Origin of the sequence: Dyadobacter sp. (genome assembly GCF_051859145.1) — a bacterium.
In the GTDB taxonomy this organism is placed as follows: Bacteria; Bacteroidota; Bacteroidia; order Cytophagales; family Spirosomataceae; genus Dyadobacter.
The window spans coordinates 6,691-29,664 of record NZ_JBHYGF010000168.1; the positions used below are offsets into that span (position 1 = coordinate 6,691).

The following is a 22,974-nucleotide window of genomic DNA, read 5'->3' on the forward strand; positions in this document are numbered from 1 at the left end:
CTAAAAAGTAAAATGGAAGTATTTCACATTCAAAACCCCATAAAGCAACCTCTGTGCCACTACACAAAACCTGAAAAACTGACATTCCAATCCAGACATTTTTTCAGCTTCTTAGGTTCCGTCGGTTGAAACCGACGGCAAGGGGATTTTCTTTTGTTTGTTAGTTCGGTTGTGTTAGGCTGGCGCGCGCAATGCAGCTATTTAGCATTCTAAGCCGCTTTATTACTGTATAACCAACTTATTCAAATATTCTCATTCACTTATTCAGTCATTCAGTCATTCACTCATTCAATCATTCAATCATTCATTCACTCATTCACTCATTCACTCATTCCCCCTTCAAAACCTTCGCCGGGTTCATGAGTGCTGCTTTGATGGCTTGTGAGCTTACTGTTGCGAATGCGATGATGATTGCTGCTAATCCGGCTAAGGCAAACATCCACCAGGAGATTTCAATTTTATAGGCAAAATCATCCAACCATTGACTTACCCCATACCACGCGATTGGTGAGCCGATTGCAATGGCAATGATAACCAGCTTTATGAAGTCCTGTGAAAGTAATGCAACAATACTGCCGACAGTGGCGCCCAGCACTTTTCGCACGCTGATCTCCTTCGTGCGTTGTGCAATGGTGTAAGAAGATAAACCGAAAATGCCCAGTGAAGCTATCAATACTGCCAGCAGAGAGAAGAAGCTGGAAACCTGGCCGAAAATGCGGTCTTCTTTGTATTGTTCGTTAAATTTTTGATCCATAAAAAAGTAGTCGAAGCGATTTCCAGGGAAAAAATCCTGGTACTTTTTCCGGACCAGATTAACCGTTTTTTCAACATCCGAACTTGCCACTTTGACAGAAAAAAAGCCGCTCAATGTATAAAATGGGGCGAATACAATCGGCTCGATAGCGTGTTTCAATGATTGCTGATGGAAGTCGCTGACCACGCCAACAATCTCCCATTCCTTTCCATTCAACGAAAATTTCTGACCAGTTGCCTCGTCTGCATTATTAAAACCCAGCAACTTGGCTGCGGAAAGGTTAAGTATTGCATTCTTGACTTTCTGTGAGTCCTGATTGGAGTCAGTAGGAAGGAAGTTTCTTCCTGCCAGCATTTTGATACGATAAGTTTCAAAAAAATCGGCGTCGACCGGCATTCTGCTGAATGTAACACCTTTGCCTTCCGTTGCGCCCACGCGCATGATGTTGAAGCTCCTGCTCAGCCGGTTGCCGAATACATTTGCCGAAGAGCTCGCGGCCTGCACCTGCGGGTAGCGCCGTAGCTCGGTTTTGAAGCTGTTGATGCGGTCAATGGAAGTAGAATCCCAGCGGGTCAACTCGGGGCCGCGCACTACCAGTACCTGCTCCATATTGAACCCCAGGTTTTCTTTTCGCATAAATTCGAGCTGTTTGAACACAATGAATGTGCCTACGATCAGCACCATGGAGGCGGTATATTGAAATACCACGAGCGACTGCCGGACCCAGATCCCGTTTGCAGAACGTTTGAAACTGCCTTTTAAAACACTGATCGCCCGGAAACCTGATAAGGCAAATGCGGGATAGAAGCCGGACAATAATGTGCCTGATACAAATACCAGCGCGAGTATCCATACCATTGCCGAACCTCCGTAACCTTGTCCCGTAAGCAAATTAAATGACAGTGGCTTCTCTATGAGCTGGTTGAGATAAGGCTGGAAAAGTAACGCAAGCACAATTGCAAGTACGAATGCAAATGCATTGAGTAACACCGATTCTGAGAGGAACTGGAAAGTAAGTTGGCCCGATGTTGCGCCTGCTACCTTGCGGACACCCACCTCCCTGGCTCTTTCCAGCGAGCGGGCGGTGGACAGGTTAATGTAATTGATCCAGGCAATCAGGAGTATAAATGCAGCGATAATCAGCATAGTCCACACAGCCTTTCCGTTATTCACCTGTCCGATCTCATATTCATAATCAGAATAAAGGTGTGCCTTGTTAAGAGGCTGCAAATGGAATTGCTCGACACTACCGGAGACTTTATCTCCTTTAAAATAACGGTCACTGAATGCGGGTAGCTTCTTTTCCAATGCCGCCGCCTTCGCACCTTCCCGCAACTTGATGTAATGCCACATATCCGAACTTTCCCAGCTGGTATTAACCCAGTCTCCCCAGCTACGCGCCAGGGTTTGATAGGACATTAACACCGAAAATTTCAGGTGTGAGTTAGCAGGAATATCCTTCATAATCCCTGTGATCTGGTAAGGAGCTGTATCCAAATCGACCAGAATCGTCTTACCAATCAGTGCTGGATATTGGGACGGATCTGCATTGAAGATTCGCTTCGCATTACTTTCGGAGAGTACAATCGAATTTGGTGCTTTCAAAGCTGTTTCCGGATTGCCGGCGACAAGCGGGAATGTAAAAAATGTCAGGAACCCGGCATCTGCATAGAGCCCTTTTTCTTCATAGATCTTCTGATCTTTCCGCAGCTTGAATGTACCCGGGTTGGAAACGGTCGTATAACTTTCCACCTCATTATAATCTTTGGCCAAAGCAGGGGCGACGGCTGGGTAGGTTATCGTGCCGTGCTGTATCAGCTTACCTTGCTGGAAGCGGTCATTGGTAACCCGGTAAATCCGGTCTGAATCGCGGTGAAACTCGTCGAAACTCAGCTCAAAACTGACATACTGTAATATAAGCAGGCAGGCCGTAATGCCGACGACGAGACCAGTCAGATTAACGAATGTGAAAGCTTTGTTCTTCCACATGTTCCGAAGCGCAATTTTAATGTAGTTGCTGACCATATTTATTCAATTAAAAAGAAGAAAGAGTAGCCAGCTCCAAAAAGAAAGCTACCAGCTATGGTTTGCTAACAATTAAATGCCAGTTACCAAAAACCGTTCATACGCGGCTGGAAGGCGGATTTGTCCGGCGCGCATTGTTCGGATGCGGACAAAATATTTTCCGTGCGAACATCATTTTAGAGTAGTTATAAGTTATTTTCAATTTTAAATTCACCAAATACCTTTAATCACCTGGCCGGCTTCGCCGAGCTGACTGCATTTCAATCATTTATGTTAAAAATTACATTCAGCCTGTTTTCCGCATTTCTGTTGCTTTGCTGGAATGACTGGAATATCGGGCGCAGTGAAAATCCTGTAACCAGGAAAATGCTGGTAAAAGCCGACACACTTCCCAATGCCACCAGCTGGCCGGAAGAGCTTGATGTCACACCATTTGCTGGTCCGCAGCTAACACCAAGTCCAGCCTGTCTCGCAGTAGCAGCTACGGGTGAAGTGTATGTGGGCGTTGATATGATCGGATCGCTTGGCAAAGATCCCGGAAAAGGGAGTATCGTGCGGCTTGTGGATACTGACAATGACGGTAAGGTTGATAAGCATACAACTTTCGCAAAAGTGGACGATCCGCGCGGGATCATTTCAATGGGCGACCAGCTTTTTGTGCTGCATACCACGTTTGCGGATGGAAAAGCTTCGGGCATGGCGCTGGTTGTATTTGAAGATAAAAACCGTGACGGAGTTGCCGACGGACCTGCTACTACTTTGATCCAGGGAATCAGTAATCCAAAGTTCCTGCAAAGCCGCGGGACCGACCACGCTACCAACGGAATTCGTATGGGGATCGATGGATGGATTTATATCGCGGTTGGCGATTTCGGATTTCATGAGGCAGTGGATCGCTCGGGTAAAAAGCTCACGATGCTGGGCGGCGGGATCGTGCGCGTTCGTCCGGATGGAACTGAAATGGAGGTTTACACCCACGGTATGCGCAATATCTACGACGTGGCGATTGATCCTTACATGAACATTTTTACACGTGATAATACGAATGACGGCGGCGGCTGGAACATTCGTTTTAGTAACCAGATCCAGTCGGGAGAATATGGTTATCCGGTTTTGTTTAAAAACTTCACCGAAGAAATTATCCCTGCACTGATCGATCTGGGCGGTGGCTCCGGAACGGGTTCTTTGTTTATGGATGATCCGACCTGGCCGGCGAAATATAACCGTGTCCCTATGATGGCAGACTGGGGCCGCAGCCAGATATATGTACACCGCGTACAGCCTGACGGCGCTACATTCACACAAAAAGAAGAAGAATTTATCAAGCTGGCGCAAGTTACTGACCTGGATATTGACGCTTCCGGCCGCGTTTACCTGGCTGCGTGGGATGGCGCGGGATACTCGGGTAACCCAGACAAAGGATTTGTTGTTCGGGCTGTTCCGAAAGGGTGGAAGTACAAGGCATTCAAGGATGTCAGGAAGTCGAATGTCAAAGAACTTGAAGCGCTGTTGAAATCAGAAAGCGCTGTGCAGCGGCTGGCAGGTCAGCAGGAACTGCTGGCACGTTTTCCAAAAGATGCGGCAAAAGTTTCGTTGAAAATTGTGGAGGATAAGGCGCTTCCACTTTACGTTAGGGTAGCTGGTTTATACACTTATGCGCAGGCAGCGGGCAAAGATGCAGTGGCTAGTCTGGTTAAGCTAAGCGACGACATTGCAATGCGTGAATTTGCACTCCGTGCTTTGGCAGATAGAAAGCAGGCTCTTGAAAAAGTACCTCTTGAACCATTTATAAAAGGAATGAAAGACAGCTCGCCGCGCGTGCAGGCAGCTGCTACCATCGGATTAGGCAGGCTGGGGCGTGCTGAGGCGGCTTCTGCATTGCTCGCGGTGAAGGTACCGTCTTCGTTTGTGTCACCCGCAAAAGGAACAGAAGGTCCGCACGCGACCCCTAACTCCGCCATTGTTCCCCCGCATTTGGCAGTCCGCGCATTGGTTGCAATCAATGCGGTAGATGCTTGTATACAGGCAATTGGTACCGAAAATTCAACACTCGCACTTTGGGCGCTGCGCTATATGCACGATCCGAAGGCGGTTTCGGGTTTGATTGCAGCTTACGATAAAACGAAAGATGAAACGCTCAAAAAGCAGATCCTGACAACATTGGGCAGACTTTACAAAGAAGAAGCACCTTACGACGGATCCTGGTGGTGGAGTACCCGTCCCGATACACACGGACCATACTACAAGGCCGTAACGTGGGCCTCTTCGGATGATATCAAACGTTTTCTGATGCAGCAATGGAGTAAGGCAGATGAGAATGGAAAGAAATTCTTTGCCGACCTGAATGGTCGTCAGCGAATGGGTATTGATGAATTTGGGGGAGAAGATATTGTAGTTGAAAAACAGGAGTTGAAGATTGATTTGACCAAAATCCAGAACAAAAAAGGACAGGTTGGCGAAAACTCCATTGAAGATGTCATGCTGGCGATCGCGAAAATCGAAGGCGATCCGGCGCTTGGAAAAACGTTGTTTACCAAGCAAGGCTGCGTAGCCTGCCATAGCATCAACCGCAATGGACCATTAAAAGGACCTTATATGGGCCAGATTGGCTCAATTATGAACCGCGAGCAAATTGCAGAATCGATACTGAAACCCAATGCGTCGATCTCTCAGGGATTTGCATCGGTACTGATTACGACAAAGGATGAGAAGAGCTTTATGGGCTTTGTTTCTGAGGAGTCGGCTGAGAAGCTGGTATTGCGAGATATTACCGGCGCAGTTTACACCTTTAAAGTGTCAGATATCACGTCGCGGAAAGAAATGGAAACCTCAATGATGCCTCCCGGACTGGCCAACGAGCTGTCTTACGAGGAATTTGCTTCACTCGTTACATTCCTGTCGCAGCAGAAGAAATAGTTAGCTGATTAAGATTAATTACTCAACCCTCCATTCAGGTATTCTTAATGGAGGGTTTTTTTGTGTTTTAAAACGGTCTTCATTTCTTTTCTGTCAGGAAAGATTTAGTAAACTGGCCTAGGTTTTGCAATCGGTCAGAATATCAGTTAACCAATAATTTCAACTAAAACTTTGATTTCAATGGAAAGCATGAAATTGGAAAGCAAGGCTGCGATACAGATCGCCAAAACGCCTCAGGAGGTTTTTGACGCGATTGTTGATCCAGTTCATATGGTGAATTATTTTATCGCTGATAGCAGCGGACATATCCGTGAAGGCGCCAATCTGACGTGGCATTTTCCAGAGACGGATGTAGACGTTCCTGTGATGATTGAGAAAGTTACGCATCATCAATTCATCTCCTTTTACTGGGGTGAGGAAGGGAATGAAACACTGGTAGAGATTACACTGGAACCACTGGGAGGGACAACGATTGTGCGGATTACCGAGAAATTTATGGAAAATACCCCGGAAGGAATCGATTGGCTCAGAGGCAATACAGAAGGCTGGGCTTACTTTCTGGCTTTCCTGAAAGCGTATCTTGAACACGGCATTAATCTCCGCAAAGGCGCATTCGACTGGCGTTTTCAATAACTTGAACCAACCAGATCTCTGTTTATGAAACTTACTTTTTTATTGACGCTTTTTCTGGCAGCATTTAGCAGCAGCGACAGAAATGCAGCAGCACCTGATTTCTCCGAAATCAGAGGAAGGTTTATTCTGAATGAAGCAAGCTGCGCAGGTTTCGAATTTTTTAGCGACAAAGAAGTGATCTGGCGCAATGAGATAACCTGCCAGGATCCGGATACTTTGCTCATTCACTGGCTGGATGAAAAATCATTTTTAATGAAAGATAAACAACCGCCAGGTGCCGCCAAAAACTGTCCGCCGCGCAATTGGTATTATGCGGTAACGCAGTTTGATGGTAAAAATCTTGTCTTGCAGGAGTTATGGACAGGCTGGGGTGCGTACAGGAAAGAGAATCTGAAATTAACCAAGAAGGGCAAGTAGTTAACTGATTTTGATTTAGCAACATTAAAATACTCTCAGATAAGGTCGGGTTGCGAGTGGAGAAAATGGCCAGGGAATGGCGATGAAGACGATGATCGCTGCTACTAGATAGCAAATCGTCATGATCCTGAACTTAGCCAGATCAGTCTGTTGTCTCTTGGCGGACGATGATCCTATGGTAATTATGATGACGGCAATCGTCATCAAGGTAATGTGCAGTATTCCGAAAAAGACAAAGTCGAAATGCTGCACTGCCTCTTTGAAATGGGAGCGGAAATAGGAGATGAACGAGCTGTTGAAATACAACAAATACCCGATCATCATCTGAATGTGCGCGAATGTGGCAGTGCCATGTCGCAGCGATTCGTCTCTTTTGGTAAACTTTTTTGCTCCCCTCCACCCACGGATGCCCCGGTATATTGCTATCAATAAGGTGCTTACTACAAACCAACGGGTAATTGAATGCGCAATGAGCAGAATTGGGAACATGAAGTTGATCAGGGTTTTTTACGCTTTCTGGTTGAATCTGTTCTGGTTGTTTCGCCCGGGTTGAGCGTCCTCACTTTTCTTTTTACGGTATAACTCGTCGTGGTATCAGCGTCAGGGCGGCCGGTGCTGCTGCGACCGTCAATTGTACCTGTTGTACTCACCGAACCATCATCCTTCAAAATAGGTCCGGATTCTGCATTGGATGAATCTTTCAGGATCGCAGTTACGTCTGACGAATCCTTCTTAACAGTTTTAAGGCTCGTTCTCGTTTCACTGGTTCGCTCGGTATACCTGGCTTTTTGCGAAAATGAGTTTGAAGCGGAAAATAATACAAGTGCTATAATGAATGGAAACGCTTTCATGATTTTCTTGTTTAGCTATGTTGACGGATAATTCCTGATTTTACTTTAACAACCTTCAAATATTATTCCACCATCATTCAACTAGCTGAAAATCATGAAAGCAGTTTTTTTAACAGAAACGAACCAGCCGCTGATCGTCAAAGAAGTGGAAAAGCCTGTACCTGGCGCTAACCAGGTGTTGGTGAAACTGCAATTTTCTGCATTAAACCATCGTGACGTGTGGATACAAAAGGGCCGCTATGCCGGTCCGAAATCAGGATTGATACTGGGTTCGGACGGCCTTGGCGTGGTTGAAGAAGTAGGGGCTAATGCGGATCAGCGTTGGGTAGGGCAGAAGGTAATTATTAATCCAAGTCACGACTGGGGCGATAACCCCGCAGCTTTTGGAGAAAATTTCAAGATTCTGGGAAACCCTGAGCCGGGGACATTTGCCGAGTACATTGCGGTAGATGAAAAATACATACATGCTAAACCGGCGCACCTCACCGACGAAGAGGCCGCCGCATTGCATTTGGCGGGTGTTACTACTTACCGTGCATTGTTTACCAGGGCATTGGTACAACCAGGTGAAAAAGTACTGGTAACCGGCATTGGAGCAGGTACTGCGCTGCTTGCGCTGCAATACGCAATCGCTGCCGGCGCAGAGGTGTGGGTTACTTCCAGTTCGCAGGAGAAAATTGAGCGCGCGAAAAAGCTTGGGGCTCTTGGTGGTTTCAATTACAAAGCGGAAGATTGGGTTGCAAAAGCGAAGGAAGCAACCGGCGGCTTTCATGTAATCGTCGACAGTGCCTCAGGTGAGGGTTTTATCAACCTGATCGATGCAGCCCGGGCTGGCGGGAGGATCGTGTTTTTTGGTGGTACCGGCGGCGCGATCGGCAACATCGCACCCAACAAAATCTTCTGGCGGAACCTGTCCATTCTGGGTACAACAATGGGAACTTTGGAAGACTTCAGTAACATGCTGGCATTCACGAGCGAGCACAACATCAAACCCATTGTAGATAAGGTATATCCAGGTCTTGCAAATGCACAGGACGCGCTGGACTACATGCACCAGGGCAAGCAGTTTGGAAAGATCGTTTTGACCAATCAGTAGTCAAACGGTTCGAATTTCCTATATTGACGTTTTCAAAATATGGTTCCTATGGAGCGGAATACGAGTTTGCCGGAGTTAAGGACAGTAAATGTGATCCGATATCTTACCCCTCTGAGAGAGGGCGGGTCGCTGCCGGCGATTGCGGAGGCGGATGATGATTTTTTATATGTATTGAAATTTCGTGGCGCTGGTCAGGGAGTTAAAGCGCTTATTGCTGAATTGATTGGTGGAGAAATTGCGAGATTTCTTGGAATGAGAATTCCTGAAATCGTTTTTGCTGAGCTGGATGAGGCATTTGGCAGAACAGAGCCGGATGAAGAAATCCAGGATCTGCTGAAAGCCAGTGTCGGACTTAACCTGGCAATGCATTACCTCTCGGGTTCAATTACTTTTGATCCGCTTGTAAGCAAAATAGATGCACACCTGGCATCCCAGATCGTTTGGCTGGACTGTTTTTTACTCAATGTGGACAGAACCGTGCGAAATACGAATATGCTCATTTGGCACAAGGAACTTTGGTTGATAGACCATGGGGCATCCCTGTATTTTCATCATTCCTGGAATAACTGGCAGGAGCAGGCTGAACGCCCATTTTTGCAGATAAAAGATCATGTTTTGCTTAAACTTGCAAGTGAACTCGAAGCAGTTGATGCCGAGTTTACGCAGCTATTGAACCCTGAGACAATCGAGAAAATTGTATCGATGATCCCTGGCGAGTGGCTGGTGAGAGACACGCCTTTTGAATCCGAAGCGGAGCATCGCGGTGCCTATACCGAGTTTCTGACGCGGAGACTTCAACATTCCAACATATTTGTAAAAGCCGCCTCCGATGCAAGACAAGCAGCTGTATGAGTATGCCGTGCTTCGCGTTGTGCCCAGGGTGGAGCGTGAAGAGTTTATCAATGTCGGCGTAGTTTTGTACTGTTCAGGCCGGCAGTTTCTGGATGTTATTGTTGATAGTGAGTTGACGAGGCTGAATGCATTCAATGCTGATATTGATCTCGAACAAATTCAATCGTACTTACGCGCATTCAGACAAATTTGTGAAGGCCGGAAAGAAGGCGGGGCGATCGGCAGCTTGCCGCTTTCTTCCAGGTTCCGGTGGCTCACTGCGACCAGGAGCACCATTTTGCAAACATCAAAGGTACATGCAGGCTTTTGTGAAGATCCGCAACAGGCACTAAGCCATTTATTCAACCAACAGGTCAGCTAAAAATCCCTTATTTAAGTTTCAGGTATTGTTGAACCGAATCTTTTTTCCGACGGGAAATCTCGATGCGGGAGCCGTCAGTCAGCAATACAAACTGGTTATTATGTGTGACTTGCTTGATGTATTTCGGGTTAACAAGATGTGATTTGTGCGTGCGTATGAAGTTGAACTCACACAGCATTTCATCGAAATGCTTCAAAGTTTTGCTGGATAAGAATGGTCTTTTCCCGATCAGGTGAATGGAAGTATAGTTCTTGTCAGCTTCCAGACGAAGAATTTCGTCCAATGTGAAAAAGAACACACCTTCGCTGGAAGGTACCGCTAGCCGGAAATCTTTGATCTCCTTCTTCTCGATATTTTGAACAAGGTTGTCGTAAAGTTGCTGATTGTTCTGCTGCGATTTCTGTTTGACTTTTTCCAAATGCCGGTCAATAGAAGCCTGCAATTCCTCCGGGTCGACGGGCTTTAACAGGTAGTCCAATGCGCTGAACCGGATCGCCTGAATGGCGTACTGGTTGTAGGCTGTTGTAAAAATGATGTCGTAGCTGGGATTCTTACGGAGCAGTAAAAAGTCAAATCCATTCTGATGCGGCATTTCCACATCGAGGAACACAATGTCAGGCATAAAGTCATTGAGAACATTCAACCCGCCCCTAACCGAGTCGGCATGGCGGATTTCCACATTCTCTTTGACAAAATTGATCAGGTAATGCGTGAGTACATTACGTGCTTTTTGTTCGTCGTCAATAATGAGCGCTTTTATCATAACGTTTATGTATTACTTAACAAGGTTGAAAGTTCGATTACTACCAGGGTACCTTCGGGATTTCCCTCCGGGTCATATTTGTCGATGATCTCCACAGAAGCGTGTTGCCCCTGTCTTTCAAGTAAGTCAAGCCGGTCTTTTGCGATTTGCAGACCTTTGGATTTGTGCCGCTTTGCCTTGCTGTTATACTGCTTTATTTCAAGTGATTGTTTCCTGCCTATCCCATTATCTTCAATCAGGCATCTGAAAATGTCATCGTCCATTCGCTCGAATGTGACTGTGAGCTTCCGGTCGCCGTTCTTGTGCATGAGCCCGTGCCAGAGTGCATTCTCAACATAGGGTTGCAGGAGCATGGAGGGAAGTACGATTTCTTCTGCTTCCAAATCTTCATCAATGATGATCTCGTATGAAAAGCTTTGCTCAAACCGCATTTGTTCGAGTTCGAGGTACAGTTTAAGTACATCTTCCTCTTCTTCGATCGTCACCAGGTTTCTATCAGAGTTATTCAGCACCATTCTGAACAAGCGCGAGAATTTATTGAGGTACTTGCTGGCCTCGCCGTACTTTTCTGTAACAATGCATTCCTGAATGCTATTGAGGCAATTGAATACGAAGTGCGGGTTCATCTGCGCTCTAAGTGCCATCAATTGGCTCTCAGCCAGCATTTTGTTGATTTCGAGCAGCATGATCTCTTTCTGCTGTGCCTGGTCTTCGGCCTGTGCTTCTGCAATCTTCGTTGCACTGATCGAAGCAATTGTCATCAAAGCACGCGCGTGTTCCTGAGTAAAAAAGCCGCGCTCGCTATGTTCAGAATCGACGACGCCAAGCAGTTTTCCGTCGTGCAAAATAGGAACTGCGAGTTCAGAAAGGCGACGTTGATCATCAACGATATAACGCTTGTCTCTCGCAGTATCCTTCACAATCACAGGTCTGCGCGTCGCCGCGGCTGCACCCACTATACCTTCGCCGATTTCGAGTTCAAGCGGGTTAATTATCTCGTGTTCCTTTACATTCTTAGTAGGTCCGTATGCGGCTTTTTGAACCAGCTTTTTCTTGTCAGCATCCCAGAGATAAACCACACAATCTTCAAACCGGAGCTGGGTAATACAGTTTCTGGCAATATCCCAGCAGATCTCACTCACTGAATTTTCTCCGTACACGGAATTGGCGAAGTAGTCAATTGTCTCGTCAAATGCCATTTTTCTTTTCCTGCGTTGGTGGCTGTCTATCAGGAAGTGCATTGTGAATGCAAAGAAAGTAGCCGAGAAAAAAGCAAACCACCAGGTTTGCCACCATTGTGCCCGCACACGCACACGCATACTTGTAAACACAGGCATCCATTTCCCATTCTCATCCGTACTCCTGACCCTGAATGTATACAAGCCAGGTTGGAGGTTATTGTAAGAAGCTGTAAGATTCCGGCCTGCATTGATCCACGATTCATCCAGTCCGCCAAGCTGGTAACTGTACTGCAGGCTTGGTACGTCGCGGTGATTGGGAGAGGTATATTGAAATGTAATAAAGTTATCGTGCGGGGCAAGTTCAAGATCTTCAAGCTTATGGTAACTCGTGACCTCTTTTTCAAAGACTCGTACCGAGGTAATGCGGGGTGCTTTCTTGATAGGAATCGTTGAGAACTTATAGGGATCAATCACGACAACATGGTCCAGCATAACCGCATATACCTTCTTTTGGTAGGAATACACATAATTCCAATGGTCCTGCAAGGTCTTTCCGAGATCCACATTAACCCTCGTAATTTCCTTGTTAAATGGCTTGAAGAAGAGCAGTCCATCCGAATTTGCTGCCCAGATTGATTTTTGTGCGTCAATGGTCAGACTGGAAATGTAGTCAAACGGAAATCCATTGCCTGTGTTCAGACTATCAATCATCCTTCCGTTTTGAGCGATCTTTAATATACCCCTGCCAGTTGCGGCGCACCAGATGATGCCATTATCATCTTCTACCATGGTTGGTACGTAAAACTGTGCACTGTTTGCGACTGAAATATGCGAGAACTTGTCAAAGCGCTGACTATATCTGATAAAACCCGACTTGTTCATCGCGAACAGCAGGTCGCCATTTTTCAGTTTGAGGTAGCTTTGGCAGCGCATGTATTCGAACAGCCCGTGCGCGGGATCTTTTCCGTCGAACCGGTCGAGCTTGTCTGTGATAGGATCATATCTGTACAGACCATCCATCTGAAACCAGATACAGCCTTTGATATCTTCGAAAACAAAGTTGGGGATGGGTTGTAGGAGGCTATTTTTTACTTTGGTAAACTTCTGAAGCTTATCAGAACCTGCTTTCAAATAGTAAATACCATCATTTCCTGCAAACCACCAGGCACCACGGGCTTTCGCAGCGAGTATAAACCTGTTTCGCCGAAGATCTTCTTTAGCAGTGACTACATAGCGCTTATATGTTTTCTGGCTGGTGTTGTAGAATATCACGCCGTCTTCCTTGGCCGCAACAATTGTGTCTCCCACTACTACTATAGAATTGGCATGCGCAAATCCAGTGTCCAGAAAAAAGTCAAAGCTGGGCAGTTTGTAAATAGAGCGAAACGGGGCCTGGACCTGGTTCTTGCTTAATCCATTGATCGTCGCCAGCCAGATGTTGCCTTCTTCATCTTCCAGCGCATCATTGAAGTGGCCATAAGCGATGGAATAGGGTGCATCCTGGCTGTATGGAATCTTCTCAATTTCTCTGTTCGGATACTTGATATACGCAGCGTACATCCAGGTCGAAATCCAAAGCCGGTCCATCTTGTCGATGAAGAGGTAATTACATCCGTCCGTAATTTTGGTGTCGCCTAACTTGTCGTAAGTTTTAAGTTGATTGGTAGCCGGGTTCCAGTAAGAAAGGGATTTGGGTTGGGTAGAACTGAACCATAGGTTTTGCTTTCTGTCGAGTACAATCGCAGTGACGACGTTCTGATCTAAAAATGCCAGCTTCAATGGATTGTTCTCTCTGTCAAAAATATGCTTGTTGCCAAGGTCGATGAAAGTAGGGTTGGCACCACCAACCCAGAAGCCATTCCTGGATGCATCCCAGCAAAAGGCAGAGATACCGGAATAGGAAAAATCAGTTGCATCCAGCGCTTCTAGAAATGGAAAGACCTCCTTCGCATGGATAGCTGCTCCATTCTGAACAATAAATAATTCACTCGCACATACAATCCAAAGGCGGTTTTCTGAATCTCTTTTGAAAGAAAGAACGTTTTTGCCTGCCAACTTTTTAAAGCGTGGATCTGGCTTAAACCGGCTCAGCCGTTTGTCAAAGGTGAACAAGCCAGTTGAGGTAGCTACGAGCAGCCTGTCGTCATTATCGTACGGGATAATAGCATTTACAAACAAATCTTTCTGTCCATTCAGCCCGGGATATCTCTTGATAAAATTTCCATCGAAGCGGTTCAGTGAATTGGCTGTTCCAATCCATACGAGCCCATCTTTATCCTTATAAATGCTTCTGACATGCTTGGAGCTTAGCCCTGCTTTTTCATTCAGATTTTGGAAAATAAACTGGGCACTTACGGGAACAGAAAAGAGCAAAAGATAAATAGTCAGGTAAATAGTGCGCATACCAGAAATGGAACAGTTACGTCATTGTAATTAATGGTAGAACCACCATAAAGTGGAGATACGATTACTGAAAGGTAGGGTTCGGTTATTTTAAGGAGACAAGAATTGATGACCGTAATGCATTAAGTACAAACCGCATACTCTCTACCGAAAATCCGCTTTAAACTTCATTTCAGGTCGAATTGCCATTAAATCACTGAATTGAAACCGGTAATTCAATAGAACACTACACCTTCCAATTTCTCCATCATCTTTGAGTCAGTTAAGTCATGACAGACAGCCTGGCCCGCTGTCACACGGCCGGATCTAAAACATCCGCCAACTCTCCAATCACAACGGTTATGAAAATTTTGAACTTAAACACACTCGATTATGAAACGGATTTTATTGCTCGTTTTTATCGGCATATTTGTTGCGGTCAGTAACATTTATGCACAAACAATACCACCCACAACTGGACATAATATTTGTTACAAGTGTTTGCCGACAGGCTGGACTAACGCGATTGGAGGAAATGAATATGCGATTGCTGACAGAACCTACTATGGTTCAGTCAACATCCCTTTCATAGGACCTAAACCAGTTATTCCTGGGACACCAGTTTTGCCTCCTATCCCATCAGGAGCTACTACATTTTTCGGGATCCACGGCGGATACACAAGAGCTACAATTAGCAATTTAGTTGCAGGGCAAAAGTATAAATTTAGCTATTCAGTAATCTCAACTCAAGCCAACCTACAAAGCTCTGGTGGAATAGATTTCTCGGATGATTTTACCACTGAGATCTTTTTTAGAATAAGGCAAGAAGGACAGTACAGAGCTATACATAAGCACGAATTTCAGAAAGATAAGGACCATAGTGTTTGGCGGTCGGGAGTCTTTGAATTTACCTCAACTGCAACGACAGCTGAATTTGAACTAGAAACGCCAGGAGAAGTTGGTGATATTAGTAATAAAGTTGGCTTTATAGGCCTAGACTTAGGTCCAAATACGATTACGCCTTGCGGGGCAGGAGTTACAGCTGTCCCACTCAAAGCAACCTCATACGAAATCCTTTGCCCCGAAACATCCGTCAACCTCGTTTCACAATTCTTCGGAGGTTTAATTCCTAGCGGCACTGAATTGCGGTTCTTCACAAATCCTGATCATAGCGGCCTTCCACTAAGTAATGTCAATGTTGGAGCAGGTACATACTATGCTTTCTATTATGATGCTGCCAACAACTGCTACAATCAGGATGTTTCAACGGCAAAAATTGATGTGACTTACCGGAATTGCGTTGATCTGACCCCAACACTTATAATTAATGGACTAAGCTTTGCGGAAGGAGCTAGTAGAGATTTTGTCGTGAAGTTGTATGAGGTAAATAATAGGGAGACCTCGGGAACAACGTCATTTAGAATTACCAAGGTGGGTGGCTTTAACATCACTTATCCGACTGAAAATACATTATCCAATGTTGCAGGCGGAACCCAAAATCAAAATAAGAACTGGACATTTAATGAGACAACGAACTTCATTACAGCTACTTCCAATGTTCCCATACCTGCAAACGGGAACGCTACTATCGGGTTCAAAATTCAGCGTAAAACTGGAATTTCCAAAGGTTTGACACAAAACATTACTCCTACCATACTCACAGGGGCGGGAGGGGATTCAAATGCTAAAAATAACAATTCAGTTACTAGTGTTTCAACTAATTAGCGTCAAAGCTCTTCATCTGGACAACGTCCAAATGAAGAGCCAGACCTTGACTCTTCATTTATCATTTTCAAAACTATCTCTATGAAAACTAAAACACTTCTACAAGTATTCCTCGGCTCAATGCTCTCGATTCCCGCGCAGTCTGTGTTTGCGCAAGATGTCAGTATTAATATGACTCCGATGCAGCCTTCTATATTAAATAAGACGATGGGCTCTGTAGAGATAAAAATTTGTAACGAGGATCCGGATCCTACGCTTACTGCACCTGCAAATCGCCTATGGCCTTTGGTTAGCTTTCCTGACAATTTAACGATTAATGATGTTGTTAATGAAGATGGAACTCCTGTTACGGGCTTTACCGTTGAAACCATTACCAATGATCCTGGCGACCACAATGTCCGTGTGCTGTATACTTTGCCGCTACCCAATGCGGAGTGTGTTACCTATTACATCAGGTTCACTGGAAATGAAGTTGGTACAGGTGTAATTACTGCAACTCTCGCCTTTAAAGACGGTCCTCAGACTCCAGGTAACCTGACTGGTAACGACAACAGTACAGCAACAACACCAGTCGAGATCAACCTCCCTGTCAAATTGCAGGAATTCAAAGTAACAAAAGAAGGGTCTTCTGCTCAGTTAAGCTGGATCACTGCTGAGGAAGCAAATAGCGATAGATTCGATGTTCAGAAAAGTCGCGACGGTAAAAACTGGCAGACATTCGAAACTGTACAAGCACTTGGAGAGAGCAGAGATTTTTACACTTACCATGCCGCCGATAAGGCACCATTCTCAGGTAAAAGTCTATACCGTTTGCACATGATTGATAAGGATGGTACCAGCGCGTATAGCGGTCTCCGTGATATAGAATTTGAAGGAACACCAATGTCCTTTTACCCGAATCCTGTCTCTGATGAATTGATCCTCGATATACCGGATATGGCGAGCGTCTCGGATGTACAAATGTTTGACTTGAATGGAAAGGAAGTATATAACTCCGGCGCAAGTCCGCAGAAAACCATTAATGTTCGCCCATTGAATGCAGGCGCATATATCGTCCGCATCAAGAATGTAAATGGAGAAGAAACAAGCTCAAAAATACTTGTTGTGAAGTAGTTTGCTTGTGATTGCAGAGGGCTGCCCGGTGTGTGGGGCAGCCTCTTTTTAAAACTTAAATGTAGAATGGAATAAGCGTTTACCCTCCGCTATCACAAACAAATGCGTTTTGCTCACTAAAATTCAACTATGAAAACAAAGTTCTTTTTAATTATTGTACAGCTGCTCTTTTTTTTAGAAGCTGCTGCACCGAATGTTAAGCCTACTTCTCAGGGTAATACTTGTCAATATTGTATGCCAAATGGATGGACTAATGATGCATCAGCTATCTCGTTTAGTCTTTCTAATGAAGTGAACTATGCAGGTTTGGCCGGTCAAGCCTGGAATCCAGCGCCGGACGGCCCCGCACCATCTTTTTTAGGTTCTTTTCTATCTGCTCAAGGTTTAGTAAATGCTCCGGCAATAACTCATACTATTCTAACGGGACTTATGCCAAACAAGACATATTACTTGCGATACCATGTAATGTCCTCTAAAAGATTGACTGATGCAGGATACGGAGAGGCAGCTACTATTGAATTGGCAACTGTTTCAAATGGGGTAGCAACACCATTTACTAGCCAGACAACTACCTTTACACCAGGCGTCAATACAAGCAAGTGGATCCCTAAAATACTTAAATTTACACCATCGCTGTCTAATGTAAGGCTCACCTTCACGGGATCGAGTACAGTGGGTGGTTTTGTTAATTTGGATATTGGCTTTAATGCGTTAACCGAATGCCTTGCTGGAACAGAGCAGGTAAGCCTTAGCACTGCCAGCTTGGAAGCTAAATGTGCTGCAGGTGCAGACTTAACTACGTTGGTACAATCAGCAATTGCTAATAATGAGGAAGTTGTCTGGTTTACAAACCCTAATCATACCGGTGCAAAGTACAGCGATCCTAAACTTGCAATTCCCGGCGTTTACTATGCATTTATATACCACAAAATTCTTGAATGCTATAACACTGATAATTCGACTGCTCAAGTTACCGTAACCGGATCTCAGCAGGTTCCAATTAGCACTGATAAGGTTACAAATACCTGTCCATTTCAATTTGTGGATTTAAATAGCTTGTTTACTGGTTCGCTTCCGAATGGTGCTTCCCTTGTGTGGTTTACAAATGACCAACATCTCGGACAGCCGGTAAGTGATGTTAACACGGTTTCATCGGGTACTTACTACGCGTTCTATCATTATCAGGCACAAAATTGCTTTAATACTGATAAATCAACTGCCTCAGTGACAGTTACAATTAATCCTCCAGTGCCTGTAAAGTCCACGTCAAGCCAGATTATATGCCCCAAAACTTCAATTAATCTTGTCACAGAATTTTTTCAAGGATTGATACCACAAGGGGCGGAGTTACGGTTCTTCTCAAATGCGACTCATTCAGGAAGTCCGATTTCAAACTTGAATGTGGGTGCCGGCACATATTATGCCTTCTACTACTACGCAGCGAATAATTGTTATAATCAAGACTTATCAACTGCAAAAATAGAGGTTACTTACATGAATTGTGCTGATCTTTCACCTACTGTGGCAATTGGTGGCGTTAGCTTTACTCCGGGTGCACAAAGGGATTTCGTAGTGAATTTGTACGAGATCAAAGGTGGTGCAACGACAGGTACTATTTCGCTGAGGATAACTAAGCCAGGTGGCTTTACAATATCGTATCCCCTTCAAAGTGGAACATCCAATGTACCAGGTGGAGCTGCAAATGAAAATTCAAATTGGGCATTTACAGAAAATGATAATTTTATAACTGCAACTTCTCAATCTGTAATTTCACCGAATGGGAAGGCCGTAATAGGCTTTGCCATTAAAAGGAAGGATGGGATTTCAAGTGGAGTAACTCAAAATATAAACGCTACTATTCTAACTGGGTCAGGCGGTGACAGCAATTCGGCCAACAACACCGTTATCACAAGTGTCTCTACCAACTAGCTTTAATCCTAGTAGTTTGAACAACTTAAACTATCTGCCTTCATGAGAAGTACATGGGTTTTTTAACTCAATAGTGTGTGAGTAGTACATATTAAGGCTACCTCTTTATTGAGGTAGCCTTATCTGATTATTACGTTCTAATTACAACCAATCAAATCCCCGGTCATACTTCAATACTACTATTGCCAGCGGTGGAAGTGTCATTGGAATTGAGTGCATCTTACCGTGCTTGGGGATTGGGTAGCTTTCCAACTCCTCTCCGCAAAGCAGATCTGAGCCGCCGTATTTCAGGTTATCCGTGTTGAAAAGCTCTTTATAGTAGCCTGGCTTCGGTACACCGACGCGATAATTCGTGCGGACAACCGGAGTGAAATTTCCGATGAAAATCAACTCTTCTCCTGGTGTATTGCCTTTCCTGATCCAAGTAAGTACACTGTTCGTGCTATCCTGATTATCAATCCATTCAAAGCCTTCGCTTGAAAAATTCTTCTCGTACAATGCCGGTTCGGATTGATACAGCGCATTCAGATCTTTAAGTACCAGCTGGATGCCTTTGTGTGACGGATTCAGATTTTCATCCCAGTCCAGACTGAAATCGTGGCGCCATTCGTGACGTTGCGCGAAATCTCCGCCCATAAAGATCAGCTTGGCTCCCGGGTGACCAAACATGTAGCCATACAGCAGCCGCAGGTTTGCAAATTGCTGCCAGTGATCACCCGGCATCTTATTAATCATCGAAAATTTACCATAAACAACTTCGTCGTGCGAGAGCGGCAAGGTGAATTTTTCCGAGAATGCATAATGTATGCTGAATGCCAGCTGCCCTTGGTGAAAAGGTCGGTAAACGGGATCTTTCTGGAAGTAAGACAAGGTATCATGCATCCAGCCCATCATCCATTTCATGTCAAAGCCCAGCCCGCCATTTTGCGCCGGCTGCGTCACTCCCGGCCACGCAGTTGATTCTTCTGCAACTGTAAATACATCAGGAAAATACTGGTGTACTGCAGAGTTGAACTCTCTGATGAAGTCAATTGCTTCCAGGTTTTCCCTTCCACCATATTGATTCGGAATCCACTCGCCTTCATTTCTGGAATAATCGAGATATAGCATTGAAGCAACCGCATCTACGCGCAGTGCGTCAATGTGAAACTTATCCAGCCAGTAAATCGCATTGGATATCAAAAATGCCCGCACTTCATTTCGCCCATAATTAAAGATAAAGCTCTTCCAGTCAGGGTGAAATCCCTTTTTCGGATCTGCATGTTCGTATAAGTGGGTTCCGTCAAAGTAGCCCAATCCATGTTCGTCAGTCGGGAAGTGAGATGGCACCCAGTCGAGGATTACGCCAATCCCGGCCTGGTGCAGTGCATCGATGAGAAACATGAAATCCTGTGGCGTCCCATATCTGCTTGAAGGCGCAAAATAGCCTGTCAGCTGGTAGCCCCACGAACCGTAAAACGGATGTTCCATCACGGGCATGAACTCTACGTGGGTGAAACCCATATAGCTGCAATACTCGGGAAGCTCGGCAGCCAATTCGCGATAAGTCATAAAGCGACCTTCTTCCTCGTGCACGCGCCGCCAAGAGCCTATATGTACTTCATAAACGGAGATTGCCTTTTCCAACGGAGAGGAAGCTTTTCTTTTTTGCATCCAACTCTCATCGCTCCATTGATAAGACAAATCCCACACAATAGAGGCTGTGCTCGGCGGCGTTTCCCAATGATATGCGTATGGATCGCCTTTTTCAACCTGGTAACCAGAATGCGAAACAATGAAGTATTTATAGTATTCCCCATCCACGAAACCCTCCCAGATGCCAGAACCGTCGGTTCTGACATTCAAAGGATTACTTGTCCTGTTCCAGCCATTGAAATTTCCTATAACCGAAACCTCTCTCGCATTCGGAGCCCAGACAGCAAACCAGGTGCCGGTCTGTCCATTTACTTCTGCAATATGTGAGCCTAGTTTGTTGTAAGCGTGATAATGCGTGCCGCCCTTGAACATGTCAATGTCGAAGTCGGACATTCTCGCAAACGAGGTACTTTGAAGATCAGTCATATTTGCTTGTTTATACAATCGCCGGGTCATTTTTTTTCAAAATGGATTTGATTCCTCTCAGAGGTACCATTACCCACGATGGCCGGTTGTTAACTTCATAATTGAGCTCATAAATCGCTTTCTGCAACAGGAAAGTTTGTACAAGAATATCCAGATCCTGCTTGCTTGTTGGTATAATAGGATTGTCACCAACCGTTTCAAGATAAGCTTTCATAAAAAAGCCGCTCATATAATGATACCATTGCTCCACGTAAGGGATCAATTTTCCGATATCTTCTTTTCTGATCTGATTATCAAGGAACAGGCTACCATAGGCTGCATAGTGGAAGGACCTCAACATACCTGCCACGTCTCTCAATGCGGAACGTTTCAAGCGGCGCTCACTATAACTTCTGGCAGGCTCACCTTCGAAATCAAGGATGACAAAATCCTTTCCGGTAAACAGTACCTGACCAAGGTGATAGTCACCGTGAATCCTGATTTTGGAAGTATCTATCTTGTGCGAGTACACCTTTTTAAGTTCGGCAAGTATCTCGTCTTTCATCTGCAAAACCTTATCAGCCTCTTCTTTCACCTCAGGCGCCAGTTTTTTTGCATTGCGGCTCAGGCTCTGAAAAGCAACCCTCACGAGCGATTGCAGGGAGGAATATACCGATCGCTGGTAGTGAAGTGAAAATTCTTCCGGCTTGAAATCTTCCGAAGATTTGTCAGAAGCCAGTGCAAGGTGCATTTCCGCTGTTCTCACTCCAAGTAATGCCACCTGTTCTGCCACAGGTACATCAAGAAGCGTTTTCAACTCGTCAGGTATATCTTCATAGCCAACCGGCTCTGTAAGTGTTCCCCGTAGCTCAGGCAGCTCCATTGCTTCTCCTAGCAGGATCTTTTCGTTGAAACTATCCAGTCGGTCGAGCATATTTGCCCATGCGTCTGTTGCATTGCTTACCATTTCCTGCATCATCCCCAATATCATAGAGCCATTTCGGTGCTTCCATTCAATGGCGCCGACATAAGCCGGAATATTTGGGAAATTTGCTTTGTGGGTCAAATGCTGGGTTATTTCAACATCCGGATTAATTGCGCGATCTACTTTCCTGTAAAGCTTGAAGAAGTACTTTCCGTCGTAAGTCACAGAAGTATTACTTTGCTCGCCTGAAAGTACACGCGGTTTCACGCGCTCGGTTTCCTGAATGTGCGCAGCCAGATTTGCATTGCCGGTAAAAAGAATCTCGCTGTCTCTGGCGCGGATCTTTTCATTATTGGCCATGTTGGTGATCAAAGCCTGCTGCATTTCCAGGCCGTACATTGCATCGAATAATACGCCTTCTTCTTCACCATTTATCGCAATCCTTGCCACAACCGCTTGCGGACAATCCTCTTTCACCTTGTAGGAGAAAGGCTCTTTACCAAATGCCAGTGGAAGCTGGTACATTTCAGGCAGATCGTTCTGGTAGGTAGTTTCCAGCAACAGAATATAGGCAGGTGGATTATCTCCAAGTGGCATTTCTGCGTGCGATACGATCTTCACGCTATCCAACCCTTTGCCTTTCCCGCCAAACCACCGCATTTTCATCAGGTATGAAGGCAGGAAGGTGTTTTCCAGCATATCCACAACGTCCGGTGCTATCAGATCACTCCATTTGTCAAGCTGCAGCAATGGAAGTTCGTGTACTTCATCGAGTTCAGGATGTGTTTTTTGTAACACAAAGCATTGACAGGCATAAGCTTCCAGCGTGAAGAAATACGGTGTATTATCCTTAACAGACGGGAATTTGTTTTTACTGTAAATTTCAACCGGCTGGAATCCTTTATACTGGTCAAGATCCAGTTCAACCGGCTGGGGGAAGCGTGACAAGTTGGCAATTACCAGCATCGTCTCATCCTGGAAAGTCCTGGTAAATGCAAGTACCTTCGAGTT

16 protein-coding genes are annotated in these 22,974 nt (G+C 45.2%); 9 read left to right on the plus strand and 7 right to left on the minus strand.

Annotated features, from left to right (window positions below; translation table 11 throughout):
• Positions 1 to 328: 328 nt before the first annotated feature.
• Complete coding sequence (locus tag ACTIE6_RS11215) at positions 329 to 2,779, minus strand: ABC transporter permease (protein ID WP_439556717.1); 2,451 nt, start codon at positions 2,777 to 2,779, stop codon at positions 329 to 331.
• 270 nt (positions 2,780 to 3,049) lie between these two features.
• Here ACTIE6_RS11215 and ACTIE6_RS11220 point away from each other — a divergent pair, with 270 nt between their 5' ends.
• From ACTIE6_RS11220 to ACTIE6_RS11230, 3 genes are all read left to right on the plus strand, one after another.
• The gene (locus tag ACTIE6_RS11220) at positions 3,050 to 5,695 is read left to right on the plus strand and encodes a DUF7133 domain-containing protein (protein WP_439556718.1); all 2,646 of its coding nucleotides are present in this window, start codon (positions 3,050 to 3,052) and stop codon (positions 5,693 to 5,695) included.
• Between the two features lie 180 nt (positions 5,696 to 5,875).
• Positions 5,876 to 6,328 carry an SRPBCC domain-containing protein gene (locus tag ACTIE6_RS11225; RefSeq protein WP_439556719.1) on the plus strand — a complete coding sequence of 151 codons (453 nt, stop codon included), beginning with the start codon at positions 5,876 to 5,878 and terminating at the stop codon, positions 6,326 to 6,328.
• Positions 6,329 to 6,352: 24 nt separating this feature from the next.
• Positions 6,353 to 6,745: a hypothetical protein gene (locus ACTIE6_RS11230; RefSeq protein WP_439556720.1), complete on the plus strand. Its 393-nt coding sequence runs from the start codon at positions 6,353 to 6,355 to the stop codon at positions 6,743 to 6,745.
• A gap of 24 nt (positions 6,746 to 6,769) precedes the next feature.
• On the opposite strand, the gene ACTIE6_RS11235 is transcribed toward ACTIE6_RS11230, so the two are convergent.
• Positions 6,770 to 7,234 carry a hypothetical protein gene (locus ACTIE6_RS11235; RefSeq protein WP_439556721.1) on the minus strand — a complete coding sequence of 155 codons (465 nt, stop codon included), beginning with the start codon at positions 7,232 to 7,234 and terminating at the stop codon, positions 6,770 to 6,772.
• Between the two features lie 8 nt (positions 7,235 to 7,242).
• A complete protein-coding gene (locus ACTIE6_RS11240; RefSeq protein WP_439556722.1) occupies positions 7,243 to 7,596 on the minus strand; it encodes a hypothetical protein in 354 nt (117 codons plus the stop codon).
• 94 nt (positions 7,597 to 7,690) lie between these two features.
• Between ACTIE6_RS11240 and ACTIE6_RS11245 the strand changes: the two genes are divergently transcribed.
• The 3 genes from ACTIE6_RS11245 to ACTIE6_RS11255 are packed head-to-tail and all read left to right on the plus strand — an operon-like array spanning position 7,691 to position 9,905.
• Entirely contained in the window at positions 7,691 to 8,692 is a 1,002-nt protein-coding gene (locus tag ACTIE6_RS11245) for a quinone oxidoreductase family protein (RefSeq protein ID WP_439556723.1), read from the plus strand.
• 48 nt (positions 8,693 to 8,740) lie between these two features.
• The gene (locus ACTIE6_RS11250) at positions 8,741 to 9,544 is read left to right on the plus strand and encodes a HipA family kinase (protein WP_439556724.1); all 804 of its coding nucleotides are present in this window, start codon (positions 8,741 to 8,743) and stop codon (positions 9,542 to 9,544) included.
• Positions 9,522 to 9,905, plus strand: coding sequence for a DUF3037 domain-containing protein (locus ACTIE6_RS11255; protein ID WP_439556725.1), 384 nt, complete (start codon positions 9,522 to 9,524; stop codon positions 9,903 to 9,905). The genes ACTIE6_RS11250 and ACTIE6_RS11255 overlap by 23 nt, the downstream gene beginning before the upstream one ends.
• A gap of 7 nt (positions 9,906 to 9,912) precedes the next feature.
• Here ACTIE6_RS11255 and ACTIE6_RS11260 read toward each other — a convergent pair whose 3' ends face one another.
• Together ACTIE6_RS11260 and ACTIE6_RS11265 are read right to left on the minus strand one after the other, a co-directional pair.
• Positions 9,913 to 10,668, minus strand: coding sequence for a LytR/AlgR family response regulator transcription factor (locus ACTIE6_RS11260; RefSeq protein WP_031527363.1), 756 nt, complete (start codon positions 10,666 to 10,668; stop codon positions 9,913 to 9,915).
• Between the two features lie 5 nt (positions 10,669 to 10,673).
• Positions 10,674 to 14,252 carry a sensor histidine kinase gene (locus ACTIE6_RS11265; protein WP_439556726.1) on the minus strand — a complete coding sequence of 1,193 codons (3,579 nt, stop codon included), beginning with the start codon at positions 14,250 to 14,252 and terminating at the stop codon, positions 10,674 to 10,676.
• Between the two features lie 372 nt (positions 14,253 to 14,624).
• Here ACTIE6_RS11265 and ACTIE6_RS11270 point away from each other — a divergent pair, with 372 nt between their 5' ends.
• The 3 genes from ACTIE6_RS11270 to ACTIE6_RS11280 all read left to right on the plus strand — a co-directional run bounded on the left by ACTIE6_RS11270 (position 14,625) and on the right by ACTIE6_RS11280 (position 18,998).
• Positions 14,625 to 15,956, plus strand: a complete 1,332-nt coding sequence (locus tag ACTIE6_RS11270) for a hypothetical protein (protein ID WP_439556727.1) — start codon at positions 14,625 to 14,627, stop codon at positions 15,954 to 15,956.
• Positions 15,957 to 16,037: 81 nt separating this feature from the next.
• Positions 16,038 to 17,069: a T9SS type A sorting domain-containing protein gene (locus tag ACTIE6_RS11275; RefSeq protein WP_439556728.1), complete on the plus strand. Its 1,032-nt coding sequence runs from the start codon at positions 16,038 to 16,040 to the stop codon at positions 17,067 to 17,069.
• Positions 17,070 to 17,198: 129 nt separating this feature from the next.
• Entirely contained in the window at positions 17,199 to 18,998 is a 1,800-nt protein-coding gene (locus ACTIE6_RS11280) for a hypothetical protein (RefSeq protein ID WP_439556729.1), read from the plus strand.
• Positions 18,999 to 19,139: 141 nt separating this feature from the next.
• On the opposite strand, the gene glgB is transcribed toward ACTIE6_RS11280, so the two are convergent.
• Together glgB and ACTIE6_RS11290 are read right to left on the minus strand one after the other, a co-directional pair.
• Positions 19,140 to 21,059 (minus strand): 1,4-alpha-glucan branching protein GlgB, encoded by a 1,920-nt coding sequence (gene glgB, locus ACTIE6_RS11285; protein WP_439556730.1) that lies wholly within the window; start codon positions 21,057 to 21,059, stop codon positions 19,140 to 19,142.
• A 10-nt stretch (positions 21,060 to 21,069) separates the two neighbouring features.
• Positions 21,070 to 22,974 (minus strand): putative maltokinase (locus tag ACTIE6_RS11290; RefSeq protein WP_439556731.1); only part of this gene is annotated, 1,905 nt, incomplete at its 5' end.